Source organism: Cryobacterium sp. LW097, from assembly GCF_002205495.2.
GTDB classification, from domain to species: Bacteria; Actinomycetota; Actinomycetes; order Actinomycetales; family Microbacteriaceae; genus Cryobacterium; species Cryobacterium zongtaii.
Window position 1 is genome coordinate 1,916,521 of sequence record NZ_CP021992.1, and the last position, 21,441, is coordinate 1,937,961.

The window sequence follows — 21,441 nt, forward strand, 5'->3', positions numbered from 1 at the left end:
GACGGGCCCACTTTACAGTCCGACGTGCTTCTGGAAGCGAACGATGCTGGAGAACTCGGTGATGTCCAGGCTCGCGCCTCCCACCAGTGCTCCGTCAACGTTCGGTTCCTTCATGAAGCCGGCGATGTTGACGCCCTTGACGGAACCCCCGTAGAGGATCCGGGTCTTGTCGGCGACGTCCTGGCCGAGCACCTCGGCCAGAGTCAGCCGCAGCGCGGCCGCAACCTGTTCTGCCTGGTCGGGCGTTGCCGCCTGGCCGGAGCCGATGGCCCAGACCGGTTCGTACGCCACGACGATGTCTGCGGCGTTGTCGACTCCGGCAAGCGCAGCCTTGAGCTGTGCGACCGGAACGGCGCTGGGACCGTGCAGTTCCAGGTCTGCGGCGGTTTCGCCGACGCAGATGATGGGAACCAGGTTGTGCTTCAACGCGGCGGTCACCTTGGCGGCGACGACCTCGTCGGTCTCGTTGTGCAGGGTGCGTCGCTCAGAGTGGCCGATCAGCACGTACTGGCATTCAAGCGCGGCCAGGAAGGCCGCCGAGATCTCGCCGGTGTACGCACCGGACTCCTGAGTGGAGACGTCCTGTCCGCCGTAGGCCAGGGGCAGCTTGTCCGCTGCGACCAGCGTCTGCACGCTGCGCAGGTCGGTGAACGGCGGGAACACGGCGACCTCGGTGGAGGTGAAGTCGTGTCCGGCGTCCTTGAGGCTCCACGCCAGCTTCTGCACGAAGGCGATGGCCTGGAGGTGGTCCAGGTTCATCTTCCAGTTTCCTGCAATCAGGGGAACACGCGTGTTTACTGCCATCCGAGGACCTCCAGTCCTGGCAGTCGCTTACCCTCGAGGAACTCGAGGCTGGCGCCACCGCCGGTAGAAATATGACCGAACTGGTCATCGTTGAAACCGAGGATGCGCACGGCAGCGGCGGAGTCTCCTCCGCCGACAACGCTGAGCCCATTGACCTCGGTGAGTGCGGCGGCAACCGTGCGGGTGCCGTCCGCGAAGGGTGCCAGTTCGAAAACGCCCATCGGGCCGTTCCAGAACACGGTCTTCGACACCCGGATGATTGCAGCGAATGCGGCCGCGGTGTCGGGTCCGATGTCCAGGCCCAGTCCGGCAGCGCCGAACGGGGTGTCCTCGATCTGATCGGCCGGCGTGGTGACGTACTCGGCGTCTGCCCCGAACTTGGAGGCGACGACGACGTCGGTCGGCAGGACGATCTTCACACCGAGACGGTCGGCCTCGGCGAGGTATCCGCGAACGGTCTCGATCTGGTCGACCTCGAGCAGGCTGGCGCCGACCTTGTGGCCTTGGGCCGCGAGGAAGGTGAACAGCATGCCGCCGCCGATCAGGAGCGAGTTCACCCGCGGCAGCAGGTGGCCGATGACCCCGAGCTTGTCCGACACCTTCGAGCCGCCGAGGATCACCGTGTACGGCGCCTCGGGCTTCTCGGTGAGGCGGTCGAGTACGTCGAGCTCTGCTGCGATGAGCAGGCCGGCCGCGCTCGGCAGGATCTGGGCCAGGTCGAAGACGCTGGCCTGCTTGCGGTGGACGACGCCGAAGCCGTCGGAGACCAGGGCATCGCCGAGCGCCGAGAGCTCGGTGGCGAAGGCCACCCGCTCGGTTTCGACCTTGCTGGTTTCGCCCGCGTTGAAGCGCAGGTTCTCCAGTACGACGATGTCACCGTCTGTCAGAGCCGCGACCGCGGCCTGGGCAGATTCTCCGACGGTGTCGGTGGCGAACGCCACCGGGGAACCGATCAGTTCGGCCAGACGCGCCGCAACGGGCGCCAGGCTGTACTTGGGGTTGACCTGGCCGTCAGGGCGCCCGAGGTGAGAAACGATCACCAGACGGGCACCCTGCTCGACCAGAGCCTTGAGGGTGGGCAGGGACGCCCGCACGCGGCCATCGTCGGTGATCTGACCGTCCTTCAACGGAACGTTCAGATCACACCGAACGATGACGCGCTTGCCGTGGAGCGATCCCAGCGATTCGATCGTGCGAAGCGTCACTGCGTGTCCCTTAGTTAGATGCGCTCGGCGACGAACTCGGTGAGGTCAACCATGCGGTTGGAGTAGCCCCACTCGTTGTCGTACCAGGAGGACAGCTTGACCTGGTCGCCCAGGACGCGCAGCAGGCCGGCGTCGAAGATCGAGGAGTGCGGGTCGGTCACGATGTCGCTGGAGACGATCTCGTCCTCGGTGTACATCAGGATGCCCTTGAGGGGGCCCTCTGCTGCTGCCTTGTACGCGGCCTTGATGGCTTCGACGGTGACCGGCTTCTCGGCGATGACGGTCAGGTCGGTGATGGAACCGGTGGGCACGGGTACGCGCAGGGCGAAGCCGTCAAGCTTGCCGGCGAGCTCCGGGAGGACGATGCCCAGGGCCTTGGCGGCGCCGGTCGAGGTCGGGATGATGTTGACGGCGGCGGCGCGGGCGCGACGCAGGTCGCTGTGCGGGCCATCCTGCAGGTTCTGGTCTGCGGTGTACGCGTGGATGGTGGTCATCAGGCCACTCTTGATGCCGAAGTTGTCGTTGAAGACCTTGGCCAGCGGTGCGAGGCAGTTCGTGGTGCAGGACGCGTTGGAGATGATGTCGAACTTCGCGGAGTCGTAGGTCTCCTCGTTGACGCCCATGACGATCGTCGCAACGTCGCCGGTGGCGGGAGCGGAGACGATGACCTTCTTGGCACCGGCGGTGATGTGCTTGCGCGCATCGTCGGCCTTGGTGAAGCGACCGGTCGACTCGATCACGATGTCGACGCCCAGGGCGCCCCAGGGGAGGTTGGCCGGGTCGCGCTCGGCGAGAACCTTGATCGGCTTGCCGTTGACGAGGATGGAGTCGCCCTCGACGGAGACGGTGGCGTCCAGACGGCCCGTGATGGAGTCGTATTTGAGGAGGTGCGCCAGGGTCTTGGTGTCGGTGAGGTCGTTGACGGCGACAATTTCGATGTCGCTGCCCTGGGCCAGTGCGGCGCGCAGGTAGTTGCGGCCAATGCGGCCAAATCCGTTAATGCCAATCTTTACAGACAAAATAGCTCCTGTTATTGATGACGCGTGTGGCGCCGGGTGGTGGGAAGGAAAAGAACTGAAGGTGTGAGTGGGGAGACTCTAGGAGAGCAGCAGGAGTCCGCTGGTCTTCTCGCGAGCGGCGACGAATCGCGCCTGGACGTTCTCCCAGTCGACGATGTTCCAGAACGCCTTGACGTAGTCGGCGCGCACGTTCTGGTAGTCGAGGTAGTAGGCGTGCTCCCAGACATCGAGCATGAGGATCGGTACCGTGCCGGCCGCGAAGTTGGCCTGCTGGTCGAAGAACTGCTGGATGATCAGGCGCTGACCGACGGAGTCCCAGGCCAGCACTGACCAGCCGGAACCCTGCACGCCCATCGCGGTGGCCGCGAAGTGCGCCTGGAACTTATCAAAGGAACCGAAGAAGTCGTCGATTGCGCTGGCGAGTTCACCGACCGGCTTGTCGCCACCGTTCGGGGACATGTTGGTCCAGAAGATCGAGTGGTTGACGTGGCCGCCGAGGTTGAACGCGAGGTCCTTCTCGAGCTTGTTGACGTACACGAGACTGCCTGAGTCGCGAGCCTCCGCCAGCTGGGCGAGGGCGGTGTTGGCGCCGGTCACGTAGGCCTGGTGGTGCTTGCTGTGGTGGAGTTCCATGATGGTGCCGCTGATACTCGGCGCGAGCGCAGAGTAGTCGTAAGCCAGTTCAGGCAGGGTGTATTCGGCCATAGCTCGTATCTCCTCATTGTGTGGCAGCGACGCGATTTCTCTCGTCATCTGCACTGTAAGTGACCTTTTTAGTCTACTCAGGTGAATAGGGGACGTTAGTCCCCTCTTACCGGTGTGCAGGCCGTCAGCAGAAGGGTGATCAGACGTCGTCGAGATCGGCCGGCAGGTTGGCGTCGGTGCCGGGGATGCCCAGGTCGACGGCCTTCTTGTCTGCCATCGCCAGGAGGCGCCGGATCCGGCCGGCCACCGCGTCCTTGGTCATGGGCGGGTCGGCGTGGTGGCCGAGTTCGTCGAGGCTGGAGTCCCGGAAGGACAGGCGCAGCTCCCCCGCATATCGCAGGTGTTCCGGGATGTCGTCGCCGAGGATCTCCATCGCCCTGTCGACCCGGGCGCACGCCGCGACCGCGGCCTGGGCGGAGCGGCGCAGGTTGGCGTCGTCGAAGTTCACCAGGCGGTTGGCCGTGGCACGCACCTCGCGGCGTTGGCGCAGCGCTTCCCAGTTGAGCACGGTTTCCGCGGCGCCCATCTGCACGAGCATCGCGCCGATGGCGTCACCGTCACGGATGACGACGCGGTGGACGCCGCGTACCTCGCGGGCCTTCGCGACGATGCCGAGGCGCCCGGCGGCACCCACGATGGCCATGGCGGCCTCGTTGCCCGGGCAGACGACTTCGAGGGCGGCGGAGCGACCGGGGTCGGTCAGCGAGCCGGCCGCGAGGAACGCACCACGCCAGACCGCGGCGATCTCTTCCTTCGAACCCGTCGTCAGACGGTTGGGCAGTCCACGGATGGGGCGGCGGCGGGCGTCGAGCAGTCCCGTCTGCCTGGCCAGTGTTTCGCCGCCGTCGAGCACCCGCACGAGGTAGTGGTTGGTGCGGCGGAGCCCGGACGCCGTGATCACAGACACGTCGCTGCGCACGCCGTACAGTTCGGCGAGGTCCTTCCGCACCCGGCGGGCCAACAGCGGGGTATCGAGTTCCGACTCGATGGCGATTCGACCGGAGATCATGTGCAGACCGCCGGAGAAACGCAGGATCGTCGCCAGTTCGGCCGCGCGAACCGTGGTCTTCGAAACCTCGACGCGGGATAGTTCATCTTTGACGTCGATGGTGAGTGCCAATCGTCATTTCCATTCTGTTGTTCGGGCCGGCCGTCACGTTGGACGGCAGACCGTGTCGTTATTCTCGTCCGAGGTCGCGGTGCTTGAGGCTTACAGCGACGCCGGGAAATTCTTGGAGCAGGCCGGCGAGTTCCCTCGCCATGGCCACCGAGCGGTGCTTGCCTCCGGTGCAGCCGATGGCGATGGTGGCGTGACGCTTGTTCTCGCGCTGGTAGCCGGCGAGCACCGGTCGGACGGCGGCCGCGTAGCTGGTGATGAACTCACGCGCACCGTCCTGGCCGAGCACGTATTCGCTGACCTCGGGGTCGAGGCCGGTGTGCGAGCGAAGTTCGGGGATCCAAAACGGATTCGGCAGGAACCGGGCGTCGGCGACCATGTCGACATCGGTGGGTAACCCGTACTTGAACCCGAAACTCATCACGGTGAGGTGCAGCCCGGCCGCGTTCTCCGCAGCGAAGCGCTCGGTGATCGTGGTGGCGAGCTGGTGGATGTTGAGATCCGACGTGTCGATGACGATGTCGCAGGATTCCCGCACGACGGCCAGCCGGGTGCGCTCGGCGGAGATGCCGTCCAGGATCGTCCCCTCACCCTGTAGCGGGTGGGGGCGCCGAACCGCTTCGAATCGGCGGACGAGCACGTCGTCACGCGCTTCGAGGAAGATCACCCGGACCTGGGTGCCGCTGCGGAGCGCCTGGACGAGTTCCTGGAAATCGCCGAAGAAGTCCCGGCCACGGATGTCGACGACGGCCGCGATCTTGGGCAGGCTGGTGCCCGCCCGTCCGACGAGCTCGACCAGTGGGCGCAGCATCTGCGGCGGCAGGTTGTCGACCACGTACCAGCCGAGGTCCTCCAGCGCGTTGGCGACGGTCGATCGACCGGCGCCGGACATGCCGGTAACGATCAGCATTTCCTGCTTTTCGGTGTCCGTGCTCATGCTGGATTACGCCTTCGGTCGAAGTTAGTGAATGTCCAGCCTACCGACCGGGGGGCGTCTCTAGGCGCGCAGGTGCCGGTGAATGCCCTCGGCGAGGGCAGGTCCGATCCCCCGGATCTCGGCGATCGAGTCGACCGACGCCTCTCTGAGGCGGGCGACCGACCCGAAGTGCACCAACAGCACTTTGATGCGGGCGGGGCCCAAGCCGGGAATTTCGCCGAGGATGGTGTAGATGTCCCGCTTGCGTCTGGCGCGCTGATGAGTGATGGCGAAGCGGTGCGCTTCGTCGCGGATGCGTTGGATGAGGAACAAGGCGTCGCTGTTGCGCGGCAGGATCACCGGGTACTCGGAATCCGGCAGCCAGATTTCCTCCAGCCGTTTCGCGATGCCGCACAGGGTGATGCCCTGGACTCCGGACTCCCGCAGGGCGCGTGCCGCTGCCGCGACCTGCGGTTGCCCGCCGTCGACGATGAGCAGGTTCGGTTGGTAGCGGAATTTCGCTCGTTTCGCTGTTGGGTCCGCCTCGTCCGCGGCGGGCTCGTCCGCGCCGGAGGCCTCCGCGACGATCATGCCGTCAAGCGGGTTGGCCGGCACCGCGATGACGCCGCCCTTCGGTAGAGCCTCCGGGGTGGCGTCGTCGGGAACCAGGTAGGCCAGCCGCCGGGTGAGGACCCGATACAGGGAATCGGTGTCGTCGGTGGACTCCGGGACACCGAACCGGCGGTACTCGTCCTTCCGCGGCAGCCCGTCCTCGAAGACCACCATGGAGGCCACGATGTTGGTCCCGCCGAGATGCGACACGTCGTAGCACTCCATCCGGAGCGGGGCGGATTCCATGCCCAGTGCCTCCTGGAGGTCCTCGAGGGCCTTCGATCTGGCGACGAAGTCGGAGCTGCGCCGGGTCTTGTAGAGCATCAGCGCCTGCTTGGCGTTCTGGGTGGCCGTGACCAGCAGGGCGGCCTTCTCGCCGCGCTGGGCCGCGACGAGCCGCACCTTGCGGTGCGCGATCTCGCCGAGCCAGCCTTCGAGGGCGTCGGCGTCGTCCGGCAGCTCCGGCAGCACGATTTCCCGGGGCGGCACGGCGTCGCCGGTGTACGCGGTCTGCATGATCGAGTCGATCAGTTCACTGATGCTCAGGTCGAGTTCCTTGTCGACGACCCAGCCGCGCACACCGCGGATGCGCCCGCCGCGGACGATGAACAGCTGAACGGCCGCGGCGAGCTCGTCCTGTTCGATCGCGAACAGGTCGATGTCGACGTTGTCGCGCAGCACGACGGCGCTCTTCTCCAGCACGGCGTTGAGCGCCTTCACCTGGTCGCGCCGCCTGGCGGCGGTTTCGTAGTCCTGCGCCAGAGCGGCGTCCTTCATCTGGGCCGTGAGGCTGTTGATGAGCTTGCGATCCTGGCTGCCCATGAAACTGACGAATTCGTTGACGATCTTGCGATGTTCCTCGATGCCCACCTTGCCGGAGCAGGGCCCGAAGCAGCGACCGATCTGGCCGGCGAAGCAGGGCTTGCCCGACTGCATGGCACGCTTGTAGTTGGCGTTGTTGCAGGTGCGGATCGGGAAGGCCTTGAGCATCAGGTCGATGGTCTCGTGCACGGCCCACACCTTGGGGTACGGCCCGAAGTAGCGGGCGCCCTTGATGCCGGACGTGCGGGTCACGAGCGCCCGCGGTGCCTCGTCCGCCAGGGTCACCGCGAGGTACGGGTACGACTTGTCGTCCTTGAACTGCACGTTGAACGGCGGGTCGAATTCGTTGATCCAGGTCCACTCGAGCTGCAGCGCCTCGATCTCTGTGCCCACGGTCGTCCATTCGACGCTGGCCGCCGTCGTCACCATCCGCCGGGTGCGTTCGTGCAGGCTGCTCAGCGGCGCGAAGTAGTTACTCAGCCGGGCACGCAGGTTCTTGGCCTTGCCCACGTACAGCACCCGTCGGGAGGCGTCGCGAAACCTGTAGACACCGGGTTGGGTGGGGATCTCCCCGGGCTTGGGGCGATAGCTCAGAGCGTCAGACATGTTCTCCTGCGCCTACCGTGTGGCGAGGACCTCCTTCAGGAATGTTCCGGTGTGGCTCTTCTTCACTGCCGCGACGTGCTCGGGCGTTCCGGTGGCGAGCACCTTGCCCCCGCCGGAACCGCCCTCCGGACCCAGGTCGATGACCCAGTCGGCCGACTTGATCACGTCGAGGTTGTGCTCGATGACGATGACGGTGTTGCCCTTGTCGACGAGGCTGTTCAGCACCAGCAGGAGCTTCCGTACGTCCTCGAAGTGCAGGCCGGTGGTCGGCTCGTCGAGAACGTACACGCTGCGCCCGTTGGAACGGCGCTGCAGTTCGGTGGCCAGCTTGACCCGCTGCGCCTCACCGCCGGAGAGGGTCGTGGCGCTCTGCCCCAGGCGCACATACCCGAGCCCCACCTCGACGAGGGTTTTGAGGAACCGGTGGATCGCCGAGATCGGTTCGAAGAACTCGGCGGCCTCGCTGATCGGCATGTCGAGGACCTCGGCGATGTTCTTGCCCTTGTAGTGCACGGTGAGGGTGTCGCGGTTGTACCGCGCTCCCCCGCAGACCTCACAGGCCACGTACACGTCTGGCAGGAAGTTCATCTCGATCTTGATGGTGCCGTCGCCGGAGCATGCCTCGCAGCGGCCGCCCTTGACGTTGAAGCTGAACCTGCCGGGCAGGTAGCCGCGGGCCTTGGCCTCCATGGTCTCGGCGAACAGGTTGCGGATTTTGTCGAACACGCCGGTGTAGGTGGCCGGGTTCGAGCGCGGGGTGCGTCCGATGGGGGCCTGGTCCACGTGGATCACCTTGTCGAGCTGGTCGAGGCCGGTGACCTTCGTGTGCCGGCCGGGCAGCTTCCGGGCGCCGTTGAGCCGGTTGGCGAGGACCCTGTACAGCACGTCGTTGACGAGGGATGATTTGCCGGACCCGCTGACGCCGGTGACGGCGGTGAAGACGCCCAGCGGGAACTTGACCGTGACTTTCCGCAGGTTGTTCGCCTCGGCACCCACCACGGTGATCTCACGGTCGGGGTCCAGCGGCCGACGTGTCGCCGGGGTGGCGATCGACTTCCGGCCGGAGAGGTAGTCCGCGGTGAGGGACTTCGTGTTGGTGAGCAGGTCAGCATACGACCCCGAGTGCACGACGTGTCCGCCGTTGACGCCGGCGCCCGGTCCGATGTCGACCACCCAGTCAGCGGTCTTGATGGTGTCCTCGTCGTGTTCCACGACGATGAGGGTGTTGCCCAGGTCGCGGAGCGCGACCAGCGTCTCGATGAGGCGCCGGTTGTCGCGCTGGTGCAGCCCGATGCTGGGCTCGTCGAGGACGTAGAGCACCCCGGTCAGTCCCGAACCGATCTGGGTGGCCAGCCGGATGCGTTGGGCCTCGCCGCCGGACAGGGTCGCGGCCGCGCGGGCCAGGCTGAGGTAGTTCAGGCCCACCCGAAGCAGGAAGTCCAGTCGCACCTTGATCTCGCGCAGCACCTGGGCGGCAATGGTCTTCTCGCGTTCGGTGAGTTCGAGCTTGTCCATGAAGTCCCGGGCATCGGCGAGGCTGAGTCGGCAGATATCGGCGATGCTCATCTCGTGCACGAGAACGGCGAGTACCTCAGGCTTGAGCCGGGTGCCGTCGCAAACCGGGCAGTCCACCTCGCGCAGGTATTCCCCCCAGCGCTGGCGCTGGGTGTCGGTTTCGGCCTGCAGGAACTGGCGCTCGATGTAGGGCACAACACCTTCGAAACCGGAGGTGTAGCTCATCTCCCGGCCGTAACGGTTCTTCCATTTGACCTTGACCTCGAAGTTGTCGCCGCGCATGACAGCGGTGCGCACCTCGGCCGGGAGCTTCTTCCACGGTGTGTCGAGCGAGAACTTGAGGTCGCGGGCAAGCCCGTCCAGGAGCTTCTCGTAGTACTGGAAGAGTCCCTTGCCCTGGGTGGTCCAGGGCAGTACGACACCCTCAGCGATGCTCAGGTCCGGGTCGCCGAGAAGTAGGTCCTCGTCGACGGACATACGGGTTCCCAGGCCGGAGCATTCGGGGCAGGCACCGAACGGTGCGTTGAACGAGAAGGTGCGCGGTTCGATCTCGGTGAGCTGCACGGGGTGGTTGTTCGGGCAGGAGAGCTTTTCTGAATAGCTCTGCCAGGCCTCGTCGCCGGTGAGGTCGACGAAGTTGACCTGCACGAGGCCGTCGGTGAGCTTGAGCGCCGTCTCCAGGGAGTCGGTGAGCCGGCTGAGCAGGTCGGGGCCGGCCACGAGGCGGTCGACGACCACGGAGATGTCGTGCTTGAGCTGCTTCTTCAGCGTGGGTGGTTCGTTCAACTGGATCTGGACGCCGTCGACCATTGCGCGGGAGTACCCGCCGGCGGCGAGCTCCTTGAACAGGTCGACGAACTCGCCCTTTTTCTGCGACACGATCGGGCTCAGGATCTGGTACCGCACGCCGGTTTCCATTTCCATGAGCTGATCGGCGATCTGCTGCACGGTCTGCGACTGGATGATCTCCCCGCAGACGGCACAGTGCGGCACCCCGATACGTGCCCAGAGCAGGCGCATGTAGTCGTAGATCTCGGTGATGGTGCCCACGGTGGACCGCGGGTTGCGGTTGGTGGATTTCTGGTCGATGGACACGGCGGGGCTGAGCCCCTCGATGAAGTCGACGTCGGGCCTGTCGACCTGCCCGAGGAACTGGCGCGCATAGGCCGACAGGGATTCGACGTACCGCCGTTGGCCCTCCGCGAAAATCGTATCGAAGGCGAGCGATGATTTGCCCGACCCGGAGAGACCTGTGAACACCACGAGCGAATCGCGGGGGATGTCGAGGTTGACGTTGTGCAAGTTGTGCACGCGTGCACCACGGACGCTGAGTTGAGAGCCCTGCTCTACCTTGGAAATTGACACCATTCGAGTCTATGCAGTACCACCGACACCGCAGTGCCACCGACAGCGCAGCGCCACCGACAGCGCAGTGCCGCCCGACCCGCTAGCTCAGGTGGCCGGCCTTCTCCATCTGACGAAGCTCCCGCTTGAGCTCGGACACTTCGTCGCGCAGCCTGCCGGCCAATTCGAACTTGAGTTCGCCGGCGGCCTCGAGCATCTGGGCGTTGAGGTCGGCGATGATCGATTCGAGGTCGTTGGCGCCGTTGGCCGCGAGGCCCTTGCGCACCGACGGTGTGGGGCTGCGGCGGCGGGCGTCACGGCCGGCCAGCAGCTCGGCGGTGTCAGCCTCCTCGCGGGAGAGCGCGTCGGTGATGTCGGCGATGCGCTTGCGGAGCGGGGTGGGATCGATGCCGTGCAGGGTGTTGTACTCCACCTGCTTCTCCCGGCGCCGGTCGGTCTCGTCGATGGCCCTGGCCATCGAGTCGGTCATCCTGTCGGCATACATATGCACCTCGCCGGAGACGTTGCGCGCGGCGCGACCGATGGTCTGGATCAGCGAGGTGGACGAGCGCAGGAACCCTTCCTTGTCGGCGTCGAGGATGGCCACCAGGGACACCTCGGGCAGGTCGAGGCCCTCCCGGAGCAGGTTGATGCCCACCAGCACGTCGTACAGGCCCTGGCGCAGCTCGGTGAGCAGCTCCACCCGGCGCAGGGTGTCGACGTCTGAGTGCAGGTACCGCACCCGAACGCCGGCCTCGGTGAGGAAGTCGGTGAGTTCCTCGGCCATCTTCTTGGTCAGGGTGGTCACCAGCACCCGCTCGTTGAGTTCGACGCGCAGACGGATCTGCTCGAGCAGGTCATCGATCTGACCGGCGGACGGCTTGACGATGATCTGCGGGTCGATCAGACCGGTCGGGCGGATGATCTGCTCGACGATGCCGTCGGCGATGCCCATCTCGTACTTGCCGGGGGTGGCGGAGAGGTACACGGTCTGGCCGACCCGGCCCTTGAACTCGTTCCACTTGAGCGGGCGGTTGTCCAGCGCGCTGGGCAACCGGAACCCGTGCTCGACCAGGGTGCGCTTGCGTGACGAGTCGCCCTCGAACATGGCGCCGATCTGCGGCACCGTCACATGGGACTCGTCGATGACCACAAGGAAGTCGTCGGGGAAGTAATCGAGCAGGCAGTGCCCGGGCTCCCCCGCGCTTCTCCCGTCGATGTGCCGGGAGTAGTTCTCGATGCCGGAGCAGAATCCGATCTGTTCCATCATCTCCAGGTCGAAGGTGGTCCGCATCCGCAGGCGTTGTGCTTCCAGCAGCTTGCCCTCGCGTTCCAACTGGCCCAGCCGTTCCTCCAGTTCTTCCTTGATCGTCACCATCGCCCGCTGCATGACGTCGGTGCTGGCCACGTAGTGGGAACCGGGGAACACCGACACGGCATCGAGCTTTCGCACGACATCGCCGGTGAGCGGATGCAGGCTGTAGAGCGCCTCGATTTCGTCACCGAACATCTCGATGCGGATGGCGAGTTCTTCGTACATCGGGATGATCTCGATGGTGTCGCCGCGCACCCTGAAGTGGCCGCGGGAGAAGTCGACGTCGTTGCGCTGGTACTGCATGGCCACGAACTTGCGGATCAGCCAGTCCCGGTCAACCTTTTGGCCGACCTGCAGCGCCACCATGGCTTCCAGGTAACCCTCGGGGGTGCCCAGGCCGTAGATGCAGGACACCGTGGAGACGACGATGACGTCGCGTCGGCTGAGTAGCGAGTTGGTGGTGGAGTGCCGGAGCCGTTCGACTTCCTCGTTGATCGAGGAGTCCTTCTCGATGAACGTGTCGGTCTGCGGCACGTACGCCTCCGGCTGGTAGTAGTCGTAGTACGACACGAAGTACTCGACGGCGTTGTTGGGCATCAGTTCGCGGAACTCGTTCACAAGCTGCGCGGCCAGGGTCTTGTTGTGGGCGAGGACCAGGGTGGGGCGTTGTACCTGCTCGATCAGCCAGGCTGTCGTCGCGGACTTGCCGGTTCCGGTGGCGCCGAGCAGCACGATGTCGGTTTCACCGGCGTTGATCCGGCCGGTGAGTTCGGCGATGGCGCCGGGCTGGTCGCCGCTGGGCGTGTACTCGCTCACGACCTCGAAGGGATGAACGGCGCGGGTGGGTTCCATGCTTCCAGTCTAAGGAGCGCCACCGACACTGGAGTCGGAGTGGGCGGGCCGGTGGTTTGCGCGAAGCTTCGAATCCCACAGCCGGTCGACCTGGGCCAGGGTCTCGTCGAGGGAGCCCATCGAGTCGATCACGACGTCGGCGACGGCGAGGCGGTCGGCGTCGCCGGCCTGGGCGCTGATCCGGCGGCGGGCGTCGTCTTCCGGCATGCCGCGCAGCTCGACCATGCGGCGCACCCGAGTCTCGGCTTCGGCGTGGACGACCACGATCAGGTCGAAGGGGTGGCCGACGGACGCCTCAACCAACAGGGGAACGTCGTAGACGACGACGGCCTCAGGGTCGGCGCGCTCGGCGGCGGCGATGGCCGCGCTGGAGAGCGCACGCACGGCGGGGTGGACCACGTTGTTGAGGACGCTGAGGGCGGTGGGGTTGCCGAATACTATCGAGCCCAGGCGGGCGCGGTTGAGGCTGCCGTCCTCGGCGATGACTTCGGGGCCGAAGATGTCGGCGATATGGGCCAGCGCATCGGTGCCCGGCGCCACGGCGGCCCGGGCGAGCTGATCGGCGTCGATCACCGCGGCTCCGTGCTCGGCGAATCGCTTCGCCACGGTGCTCTTGCCCGATGCGATCCCGCCGGTCAACCCAATCAAGTACACCGCCCCATGCTAACGGAGGGGCGCTGCTTAACCGGAACAGGCCGGACCCCGAAGGGCCCGGCCTGTGCTGGTCCCGGCATGCGCCGGGCAGGTGATGCTAGTTGCTAGTTGTTGCCAGCTTCTAGTTGTTGCTGGACAGCTTCTCGCGCAGTGCGGCAAGCGCCTCGTCGTCGGCGAGGGTGCCGGCTCCGGCAGCCTCACTGGTGAACGAGTTACCGGCTGCGGACGCGACATCGCCGGGGGCGATGATCTCGTCGTTCGCGGATGCGACCTGCTTCTTGTGTGCTTCCCAGCGAGCCTGGGCTGCAGCATAGTCCTGCTCCCACTTCTCGCGCTGGGAGTCGAAGCCTTCGCGCCACTCGTTGGTCTCCGGGTCGAAGCCCTCGGGGTACTTGTAGTTGCCCTGGTCGTCGTACTCGGTGAGCATTCCGTAGAGTGCCGGGTCGAACTCGGTGCCCTCGGGGTCGACACCATCGTTGGCCTGCTTGAGGCTCAGCGAGATGCGGCGACGCTCCAGGTCGATGTCGATGACCTTGACGAACACCTCGTCGCCGACAGAGACAACCTGCTCGGCGAGTTCGACGTGCTTGCCGGACAGCTCGGAGATGTGGACCAGGCCCTCGATGCCCTCTGCAACGCGAACGAACGCGCCGAAGGGGACGAGCTTGGTGACCTTACCCGGTGCAACCTGGCCGATGGCGTGGGTGCGGGCGAAGACCTGCCACGGGTCTTCCTGCGTGGCCTTGAGCGACAGGGAAACGCGCTCGCGGTCCAGGTCGACCTCGAGGATCTCGACGGTGACTTCCTGACCGACCTCGACGACCTCGCTGGCGTGCTCAATGTGCTTCCAGCTGAGCTCGGAGACGTGTACCAGACCGTCAACGCCACCCAGGTCGACGAACGCACCGAAGTTGACGATCGACGAGACGACGCCCTTGCGGACCTGTCCCTTCTGGAGGTTGTTGAGGAACGTGGTGCGGCTCTCGGACTGCGTCTGCTCGAGCAGGGCGCGGCGCGACAGGACGACGTTGTTGCGGTTCTTGTCGAGTTCGAGGATCTTGGCCTCGATCTCCTGGCCCAGGTACGGGGTCAGGTCGCGAACACGGCGAAGCTCGATGAGCGATGCCGGCAGGAAGCCGCGCAGGCCGATGTCGACGATGAGCCCGCCCTTGACGACCTCAATGACCGAACCGGTGACGACTCCGTCGGATTCCTTGATCTTCTCGACGTCGCCCCATGCACGCTCGTACTGAGCGCGCTTCTTCGACAGGATGAGACGGCCTTCTTTGTCTTCCTTCTGAAGAACGAGTGCCTCGACCAGGTCGCCGACCTTGACGACCTCAGAGGGGTCGACGTCGTGCTTGATGGAGAGCTCGCGGGAGGGGATGACACCCTCGGTCTTGTAGCCGACGTCGAGGAGGACCTCGTCGCGGTCGATCTTCACAACGGTGCCCTCGATGAGGTCGCCGTCGTTGAAGAATTTCAGAGTCTTTTCGACCGCGGCAAGGAAGTCTTCAGCAGATCCGATGTCGTTGATGGCGACCTGCTTGGGTGCCCGTTCGGTCGTTGCGATTGTCATGTAGTAGTTGCTCCAGGATGGACATATTCGGGCCAGAAGGGAAGGTCGTGCGATACGTGTTCAAGATCCGCGACTGGCAGCGGCTAATTCGTCACAAGCGTGACAGTAAAGCTTAGCTGTTTCGGGAGCGCCCCGGCAACCCGTTCTCGGCGGCGGCGGCAACGCATCTCACGCGTCTTCGATCGAGTACCGAAAGGACCCCGAGTATTCGTATACCCGCCCGACGAACGGCAGGCTCACGGTGACCTGCACGTGCTGCCGCTGGTCACCGTCGTCGAAGCGTTCCGTCAGGTGAACCAGGGGCGCGCACAGCCGTGGGACCGGAACCCGGCGACCGGCGAGGTGCACGTAGACACCTGCGGAATCCAGGTGCAGGGCACCGTCGACAATGCGGGCGTCAAGGCGGGTTTCCAGGCGTCCGCTCCGGCCGAGGCGGTCGGCGAGGCCGCCGGCATCCGCGCCGATGACATCGATCATGTCGCGGGACCCGGCCGGAAATTTAAAGCGGCGCACAGCATGCACCCGATCGGGTCCCGGCCGGTTCACGGCCAGGAAGGGCACGTCGTGTTCCCAAACCGGGAACAGCACAGCGTCGCGGGCCAGCAGCGCCAGAACCGGCCACAGCCAGCGCCGCGGGGTGCCGACCCTGTCGAAGGTCCCCCGGCCGAGGCCGTGCCGACCGGCCGGGATAGCCGTGAAGTAGGCGCGCAGCTGTGGGTGCAGTCCCGTCAGGTCACCGCCGAGGGCGGCCTCGTACGGCGACGGCATCGGCACCGGGTCAGTTCTGCAAAGCCGACCGGAGGGTGTCGAGGCCGACCCCGCCGAGGTCGAGGGCGCGGCGGTGGAACTCCTTGATGTCGAAGCCGGTTCCCTCGCGGGCCTTGGCGTCATCGCGCAGTTGCTCCCAGATGCGTTGGCCCACCTTGTACGACGGTGCCTGGCCGGGCCAGCCGAGGTACCGGTTCACCTCGAACTTCACGAAGCCGTCGTTCATGTTCACGTTTCCGGCCAGGAAGTCGAAGGCGTAGTCGGCGGTCCAGGTCTGCGACCCGTCCGGCACCTTCTTGCCCAGGTGCACTCCGATGTCGAGCACGACCCTGGCAGCGCGCATCCGCTGCCCGTCGAGCATGCCGAGCCTGTCGGCGGGATCGTCCAGGTAGCCCAACTGCTCCATCAGCCGCTCGGCGTAGAGCGCCCAGCCCTCCGCGTGGCCAGACGTGCCGGCCAGCTGGCGGCGCCAGGTGTTCAGGGACGCCCGGTTGTAAACCGCCTGGCCGATCTGCAGGTGATGGCCGGGGATTCCCTCGTGATAGACCGTGGTGAGTTCGCGCCAGGTGTCGAATTCGGTGACGCCGACGGGCACCGACCACCACATCCGGCCGGGGCGGGAGAAATCATCGGTGGGTCCGGTGTAGTAGATGCCGCCCTCCTGGGTGGGGGCGATCAGGCACTCCAGACGGCGGATCTCCTCGGGAATGTCGAACTGGGTGGCGCCGAGTTCGGCGACGGCCCGGTCGCTGGTCTCCTGCATCCAGCGTTGCAGGGCGTCGGTGCCGTGCAACTTCCGGGCCGGGTCGGTGTCCAGGAACGCGATCGCCTCGAGAACGGTGGCGCCGGGCTTGATCTGCCTGGCCACGCTCTCCTGTTCCTCTGTCATGCGGGCGAGTTCCTGGATGCCCCACTCGTACGTTTCGTCGAGGTCGATGGTGGCGCCGAGGAAGTGCCGCGACCTCAACGCGTAGAGGTCCCGGCCGACGGCATCCTGCTCGGTGGCACGGGGCTCGAGCTCGTCGGCGAGGAACGTCGCCAGCCGCTCGTAGGCGGTGGCCGCCGCGTGGGCTCCGGCACCGAGGTCGGTGGCCAGGGAGGCCGGCAGCGAACCGTGCTCGAGGCCGGCGTCGGCGACGAAGTGGTTGAAGAACCCGTCGTTGGCGGCGTTGCGTCTGGCCTGGTCGAGCACCTCGCGCACCTGCCGCCGGGCCGGCGTGGTGCCCTGCTCGATGCCGAGGCGCAGGGTTTCGATGTAGCCCGTGATGGCCGCCGGCACGGCGCCCAGGCGCGCGGAGATGTTGCGCCAATCCTCGACCGTGGCGGTGGGCATGAGGTCGAAGACCTCGCGGATGCCCTGCGCGGGTGACGCGATGACGTTGAGGTCGCGCAGCTGCAGGCCGGCGGCGGAGCTCTCCAGGTCCAGCGCGAGGCTGCTGCGCAGATCGGTGCGGGTGACCCTGTCAACGTCGTCGACCGGGACGCTGTCGTCCAGCAGCCGGATGGTGGCGGCCGCGGCCTGCACGTAGGCGGCGTGGCCGTCCGGCGAATAGTCCGCAAAGCCCGAACCGTCCGCCGACCGGCCGATATAGGTGCCCACAGTGGGATCGAGCGACACCAGGGTGTCGACCCACCCCTCGGCGATCTGGTCGACGGGGGTGGGTGTCCGGCCTTCGTTCAGAGTCATCCCCCGAGCCTAGGACATGGCCCAGGTCAGTGCGCTGCGGCGTCCCAGTTGGCCCCGCGGCCCACCTGCACGTCCAGCGGCACCAGCAGGTCGGCCGCGGACTCCATCCGCTGGGTGACGACGTGCTGCAGAGCGTCCCACTCCCCCGGGGCGACCTCGAAGATCAGTTCGTCGTGAACCTGAAGCATCATGCGGCTCTGCAGGTCCTGTTCGCGCAGGTCGAGCGCGATGTTGTTCATCGCGATCTTCATCAGGTCGGCGGCAGAACCCTGGATGGGTGCGTTCAGAGCGGCCCGTTCGGCGTTGTCCCGCAGCACCCGGTTGGGGCTGTTCAACTCGGGGAACGGCCGGCGGCGGCCGAAGATCGTCGTGGTGTAGCCGTCGACCTTGGCCTGCTCGACCACCCGGCGCAGGTAGTCGCGTACGGCGCCGAACCTGGCGAAGTAGTCGGCGATGAGCTGCTTGGCCTCGCGCGATTCGATGCGCAGCTGCTTGGACAGGCCGAAGGCGCTGAGCCCGTAGGCAAGCCCGTACGACATGGCCTTGACCTTGTTGCGCATCTCCCCGGTCACGTCCTCAGGTGCGACACCGAAGACCCTGGCGCCGACGAACCTGTGCAGGTCTTCGCCGGCGTTGAACGCCTCGATGAGGCCGGCGTCCTCGGAGAGGTGCGCCATGATGCGCATCTCGATCTGCGAGTAGTCGGCGGTGAGGAGGCTTTCGGAGCCGGACCCGGCATGGAACGCGGCCCGGATTCGGCGGCCTTCCTCGGTGCGGACGGGGATGTTCTGCAGGTTCGGGTCGGTGGAGGAGATCCGGCCGGTGGCGGTGCCGATCTGCACGTAGGTGGTGTGGATGCGGCCGGTGTCGTCGATGGCCCGGTCCAGGGTTTCCACGATCTGGCGCAGCTTCGTGGCGTCCCGGTGCTTCAGGAGCAGGTCGAGGAACGGGTGCGGGTTGCTGGCCTGCAGATCGGCGAGGGCGCCGGCATCCGTGGTGAAGCCGGTCTTGTTGGCCCGGGTGCGCGGCATGCCCAGCTGATCGAAGAGCACCTCCTGCAGCTGCTTGGGAGAACCGAGATTGACCTCGCGGCCGATCTGGGCGTAGGCGCCGGCCGCGAGCTCCGCTGCGGTGTCGCCCAGCTGTACGGACAGGGCCGCGAGTTCGGTGTGATTGACCGCGACGCCGGTCAGTTCCATGGCTGCCAGTGTCATCAGGGTGGGCATCTCGATGTCGGTCAGAACGGTTCGCGAACCCGAGTCGAGCAACGCGGTCACGGCGGCGGCGAGGCGCACCGTGTACCAGGAGTCCACGGCGACGCCGCCGGCGACGCTCTCATCCGGCACCAGCTGGTTGGGGTCGACGACGGGCACGGTCTCGTCGAGGTAGCGCTTGACGAGGTCGGCGAGAGTCTTGTCAGGGCCGCCCGGGCGCAGCAGCCAACCGGCCACCAGGGTGTCGATGGCCAATCCGTTCAGCACCAGGCCGGCGCGGGTGAGGGCCTTCACCTGCGGCTTGGCGTCGTGCATGACCTTGGGGCTCGGGCCCGCGAGCCATTCCTCGAGCGGCCGGTAATCGGCCCGACCGGGCTGCCAGGCCACCGTCGCGGTCTCGGTGGCCGTGGCCAGGCCGAAGCCGATCGGCAGGCCGTTGAGGAGCTCAACGGTGACGGAAAGGGCGGTTCCGGTCGTGGTCACCCGGTCCAGCCAGGTGGCGAGTTCCTCGTCGAGCAGTTCGCGCTGCACCGGTGCCTTCGCCGCCGCGGGGACCTCGGTGACCGGAGCCGCGCCGGCGGCGTCACCGGTGGCGGTCCCGTTGCCATTGCCGTTGGCGTTGGCCTCGAGCTTGATCACCCTGTCCAGCAGGGTGCGGAACTCCAGGCGCCCGAAGACCTCACGCACGGCGTCCTCGTCGATCGGTCCGCGCACCAGGTCGCGCAGCTCGACGGGCAGGTCGAGGTCGGTGACCAGCCGGTTGAGGCGGCGGTTGCGGATCGCATTGTCCTTCTGCTCGCGCAGGTTGGCGCCGACAACGCCGGTGATCTCGTCGGCGTGCTCGAGGATCGCGTCGAGGCTGCCGAACCTCTCAAGCCACTTCACGGCCGTCTTCTCGCCGACCTTGCTGATGCCGATCAGGTTGTCGCTGGTCTCGCCGACCAACGCGGCGATGTCCGGGTACTGTTCGGGGGCGATGCCGTACTTCTCGCGCACCTTGGCCGGGTCATACCTGGTCAGCGCCGAAACGCCCTGGCTGGCCGGGTAGAGCAGGGTGACGGTGTCGTTGACCAACTGGATCGTGTCCCGGTCGCCGGACACCACGAAGACGTCGTAGCCCTCGGCGGTGCCGCGGACCGACAGCGTCGCGAGGATATCGTCTGCCTCGTAGTCGTCCTTGGTCAGGGTGGTGATATTCAGGGCCTTGAGGGCTTCCTGGAGCAGGGGCACCTGGCCCTTGAACTCCGACGGAGTGATCGCCCTGGTGCCCTTGTATTCGGGGTAGTCGCGGGTGCGGAAGGAATACCGGGAGATATCGAATGCCACGGCGATGTGGCTCGGATTCTCGGTGCGGAGCAGGCTCAGCAGCATCGACAGGAACCCGTGGATGGCGTTGGTGTGCTGCCCGTCCTGGGTTTGGAAGCTGTCGATGGGCAGGGCGTGGAACGCCCGGTACGCCAGCGAGTGGCCATCGATGATCATCAGGGTAGGCTTTTTTGATTCCGACACAGTCCCAGCCTACAAGCCGCCTCCGGTGGGGCTGAGCCGAGCCACGAGGTGACCATGACCGAGCAGAACCCGCCCGAGAGCACCACCGACTTCCTCGCCTGGACGAAGGCACGCGGCGCCGGCGACCTGGCCGACAAGATGGGCATCGAGTTCACCGAGTTCTCACTCGAGAGGGCCGTGGCGCGGATGCCCGTCGAGGGCAACACCCAGCCGGCCATGCTGCTGCACGGCGGCGCCTACGTGGTGATGGGCGAGTCGCTCGGGTCGATGTCGGCCAATCTGCACGCCGGCCCCGGCAAGCTCGCCGTGGGCATCGAGATCAACGCCAGCCATACCGGCTCGGCCACCTCCGGGTATGTCACCGCCGTGTGCACCCCGATCCACCTGGGGCGCACGCTCACCACCCACGAGATCGTGGTGACCGACGATGCGGGCCGTCGCTGTTCGACGATCCGCATCACCAACCTGATCCTGGACCAGCCGGCAGCACGCTGATCCGCTCTGCGAGCACGAAAAAGCGGGCCCCTCACCGGAGGGACCCGCTTTTTTCGTGACGGTGGTGCCGGCTGCTTTGTGGCTGGCCGACTATTTCTTGGCGGAGAGCTGTTCGATGATCGCCTGTGCGACATCGTGCATGGTCAGACGGCGGTCCATGGACGCCTTCTGGATCCATCGGAACGCCTCCGGCTCGGTCAGGCCCATCTTCTCGTTGAGCAGGCCCTTGGCCCGGTCGACGAGCTTGCGGGTCTCGAAACGTTCGACCAGGTCGGCGACCTCGGCCTCGAGGGTGATGATCTGGCTGTACCGCGAGAGGGCGATCTCGATCGCGGGCAGCAGGTCGTTCGGGGTGAACGGCTTCACGACGTACGCCAGGGCGCCGGCCTCGCTCGCGCGCTCGACCAGTTCCTTCTGGCTGAACGCAGTGAGCAGTACGACCGGGGCGATGTGGGCCTTGGTGATGCGTTCCGCGGCGGAGATCCCGTCGAGGTGCGGCATCTTGACGTCCATGATCACCAGGTCGGGGCGGAGCTCGGTGGCCAGGGCCACAGCGGTCTCACCGTCGCCGGCTTCGCCCACCACTTCGAATCCGTTGTCTCGGAGGATCTCGACGATGTCGAGCCTGATGAGGGATTCATCCTCCGCTACAACGACGCGGCGGGGGGGTACTGGAGTTGTCTCTTGGTCGGTCACAGCCAAA

16 protein-coding genes are annotated in these 21,441 nt (G+C 66.2%); 1 reads left to right on the forward strand and 15 read right to left on the reverse strand.

Going from position 1 to position 21,441, the window contains the following annotated elements; genetic code table 11:
- Nucleotides 1–12: 12 nt before the first annotated feature.
- The 14 genes from tpiA to polA all read right to left on the reverse strand — a co-directional run bounded on the left by tpiA (nucleotide 13) and on the right by polA (nucleotide 20,243).
- Complete coding sequence (gene tpiA, locus B7495_RS08835; protein WP_088456246.1) at nucleotides 13–804, reverse strand: triose-phosphate isomerase; 792 nt, start codon at nucleotides 802–804, stop codon at nucleotides 13–15.
- Nucleotides 795–2,009, reverse strand: a complete 1,215-nt coding sequence (pgk, locus tag B7495_RS08840; RefSeq protein ID WP_088456247.1) for a phosphoglycerate kinase — start codon at nucleotides 2,007–2,009, stop codon at nucleotides 795–797. Before pgk ends, tpiA begins: the two co-directional genes overlap by 10 nt.
- Nucleotides 2,010–2,023: 14 nt before the next feature.
- Nucleotides 2,024–3,028, reverse strand: coding sequence for a type I glyceraldehyde-3-phosphate dehydrogenase (gene gap / locus B7495_RS08845; protein ID WP_088456248.1), 1,005 nt, complete (start codon nucleotides 3,026–3,028; stop codon nucleotides 2,024–2,026).
- Nucleotides 3,029–3,106: 78 nt separating this feature from the next.
- Nucleotides 3,107–3,733 carry a superoxide dismutase gene (locus tag B7495_RS08850; protein ID WP_088456249.1) on the reverse strand — a complete coding sequence of 209 codons (627 nt, stop codon included), beginning with the start codon at nucleotides 3,731–3,733 and terminating at the stop codon, nucleotides 3,107–3,109.
- 139 nt (nucleotides 3,734–3,872) lie between these two features.
- A complete protein-coding gene (whiA, locus tag B7495_RS08855; protein WP_088456250.1) occupies nucleotides 3,873–4,853 on the reverse strand; it encodes a DNA-binding protein WhiA in 981 nt (326 codons plus the stop codon).
- Between the two features lie 58 nt (nucleotides 4,854–4,911).
- Nucleotides 4,912–5,787, reverse strand: coding sequence for an RNase adapter RapZ (gene rapZ, locus B7495_RS08860; RefSeq protein ID WP_088456251.1), 876 nt, complete (start codon nucleotides 5,785–5,787; stop codon nucleotides 4,912–4,914).
- A 60-nt stretch (nucleotides 5,788–5,847) separates the two neighbouring features.
- Complete coding sequence (gene uvrC / locus B7495_RS08865; protein ID WP_088456252.1) at nucleotides 5,848–7,806, reverse strand: excinuclease ABC subunit UvrC; 1,959 nt, start codon at nucleotides 7,804–7,806, stop codon at nucleotides 5,848–5,850.
- Between the two features lie 12 nt (nucleotides 7,807–7,818).
- On the reverse strand, nucleotides 7,819–10,689 hold the full coding sequence (uvrA, locus tag B7495_RS08870) for an excinuclease ABC subunit UvrA (protein ID WP_088456253.1): 2,871 nt from the start codon (nucleotides 10,687–10,689) through the stop codon (nucleotides 7,819–7,821).
- A 79-nt stretch (nucleotides 10,690–10,768) separates the two neighbouring features.
- Nucleotides 10,769–12,832: an excinuclease ABC subunit UvrB gene (gene uvrB, locus B7495_RS08875; RefSeq protein ID WP_088456254.1), complete on the reverse strand. Its 2,064-nt coding sequence runs from the start codon at nucleotides 12,830–12,832 to the stop codon at nucleotides 10,769–10,771.
- A gap of 9 nt (nucleotides 12,833–12,841) precedes the next feature.
- Nucleotides 12,842–13,486 (reverse strand): dephospho-CoA kinase, encoded by a 645-nt coding sequence (coaE, locus tag B7495_RS08880; protein ID WP_088456255.1) that lies wholly within the window; start codon nucleotides 13,484–13,486, stop codon nucleotides 12,842–12,844.
- 121 nt (nucleotides 13,487–13,607) lie between these two features.
- Complete coding sequence (gene rpsA / locus B7495_RS08885) at nucleotides 13,608–15,065, reverse strand: 30S ribosomal protein S1 (protein WP_088456256.1); 1,458 nt, start codon at nucleotides 15,063–15,065, stop codon at nucleotides 13,608–13,610.
- 168 nt (nucleotides 15,066–15,233) lie between these two features.
- The gene (locus tag B7495_RS08890; RefSeq protein WP_088456257.1) at nucleotides 15,234–15,833 is read right to left on the reverse strand and encodes a DUF4166 domain-containing protein; all 600 of its coding nucleotides are present in this window, start codon (nucleotides 15,831–15,833) and stop codon (nucleotides 15,234–15,236) included.
- Between the two features lie 10 nt (nucleotides 15,834–15,843).
- Nucleotides 15,844–17,520, reverse strand: a complete 1,677-nt coding sequence (locus B7495_RS08895) for a DUF885 domain-containing protein (RefSeq protein ID WP_088456258.1) — start codon at nucleotides 17,518–17,520, stop codon at nucleotides 15,844–15,846.
- Nucleotides 17,521–17,546: 26 nt separating this feature from the next.
- A complete protein-coding gene (gene polA, locus B7495_RS08900; RefSeq protein WP_088456259.1) occupies nucleotides 17,547–20,243 on the reverse strand; it encodes a DNA polymerase I in 2,697 nt (898 codons plus the stop codon).
- Between the two features lie 54 nt (nucleotides 20,244–20,297).
- Between polA and B7495_RS08905 the strand changes: the two genes are divergently transcribed.
- Nucleotides 20,298–20,738, forward strand: a complete 441-nt coding sequence (locus tag B7495_RS08905; protein ID WP_088456260.1) for a PaaI family thioesterase — start codon at nucleotides 20,298–20,300, stop codon at nucleotides 20,736–20,738.
- A gap of 90 nt (nucleotides 20,739–20,828) precedes the next feature.
- Here B7495_RS08905 and B7495_RS08910 read toward each other — a convergent pair whose 3' ends face one another.
- A complete protein-coding gene (locus B7495_RS08910; RefSeq protein WP_066595563.1) occupies nucleotides 20,829–21,434 on the reverse strand; it encodes an ANTAR domain-containing response regulator in 606 nt (201 codons plus the stop codon).
- Between the last annotated feature and the right edge of the window lie 7 nt (nucleotides 21,435–21,441).

Coding starts and splice junctions, on each gene's coding strand:
- uvrC (WP_088456252.1), bottom strand. CDS start 7,806: ATGTCTGACGCTCTGAGCTATCGCCCCAAGCCCGGGGAGATCCCCACC.
- B7495_RS08850 (WP_088456249.1), bottom strand. CDS start 3,733: ATGGCCGAATACACCCTGCCTGAACTGGCTTACGACTACTCTGCGCTC.
- rapZ (WP_088456251.1), bottom strand. CDS start 5,787: ATGAGCACGGACACCGAAAAGCAGGAAATGCTGATCGTTACCGGCATG.
- B7495_RS08895 (WP_088456258.1), bottom strand. CDS start 17,520: ATGACTCTGAACGAAGGCCGGACACCCACCCCCGTCGACCAGATCGCC.
- tpiA (WP_088456246.1), bottom strand. CDS start 804: ATGGCAGTAAACACGCGTGTTCCCCTGATTGCAGGAAACTGGAAGATG.
- B7495_RS08890 (WP_088456257.1), bottom strand. CDS start 15,833: ATGCCGTCGCCGTACGAGGCCGCCCTCGGCGGTGACCTGACGGGACTG.
- uvrB (WP_088456254.1), bottom strand. CDS start 12,832: ATGGAACCCACCCGCGCCGTTCATCCCTTCGAGGTCGTGAGCGAGTAC.
- rpsA (WP_088456256.1), bottom strand. CDS start 15,065: ATGACAATCGCAACGACCGAACGGGCACCCAAGCAGGTCGCCATCAAC.
- uvrA (WP_088456253.1), bottom strand. CDS start 10,689: ATGGTGTCAATTTCCAAGGTAGAGCAGGGCTCTCAACTCAGCGTCCGT.
- B7495_RS08905 (WP_088456260.1), top strand. CDS start 20,298: ATGACCGAGCAGAACCCGCCCGAGAGCACCACCGACTTCCTCGCCTGG.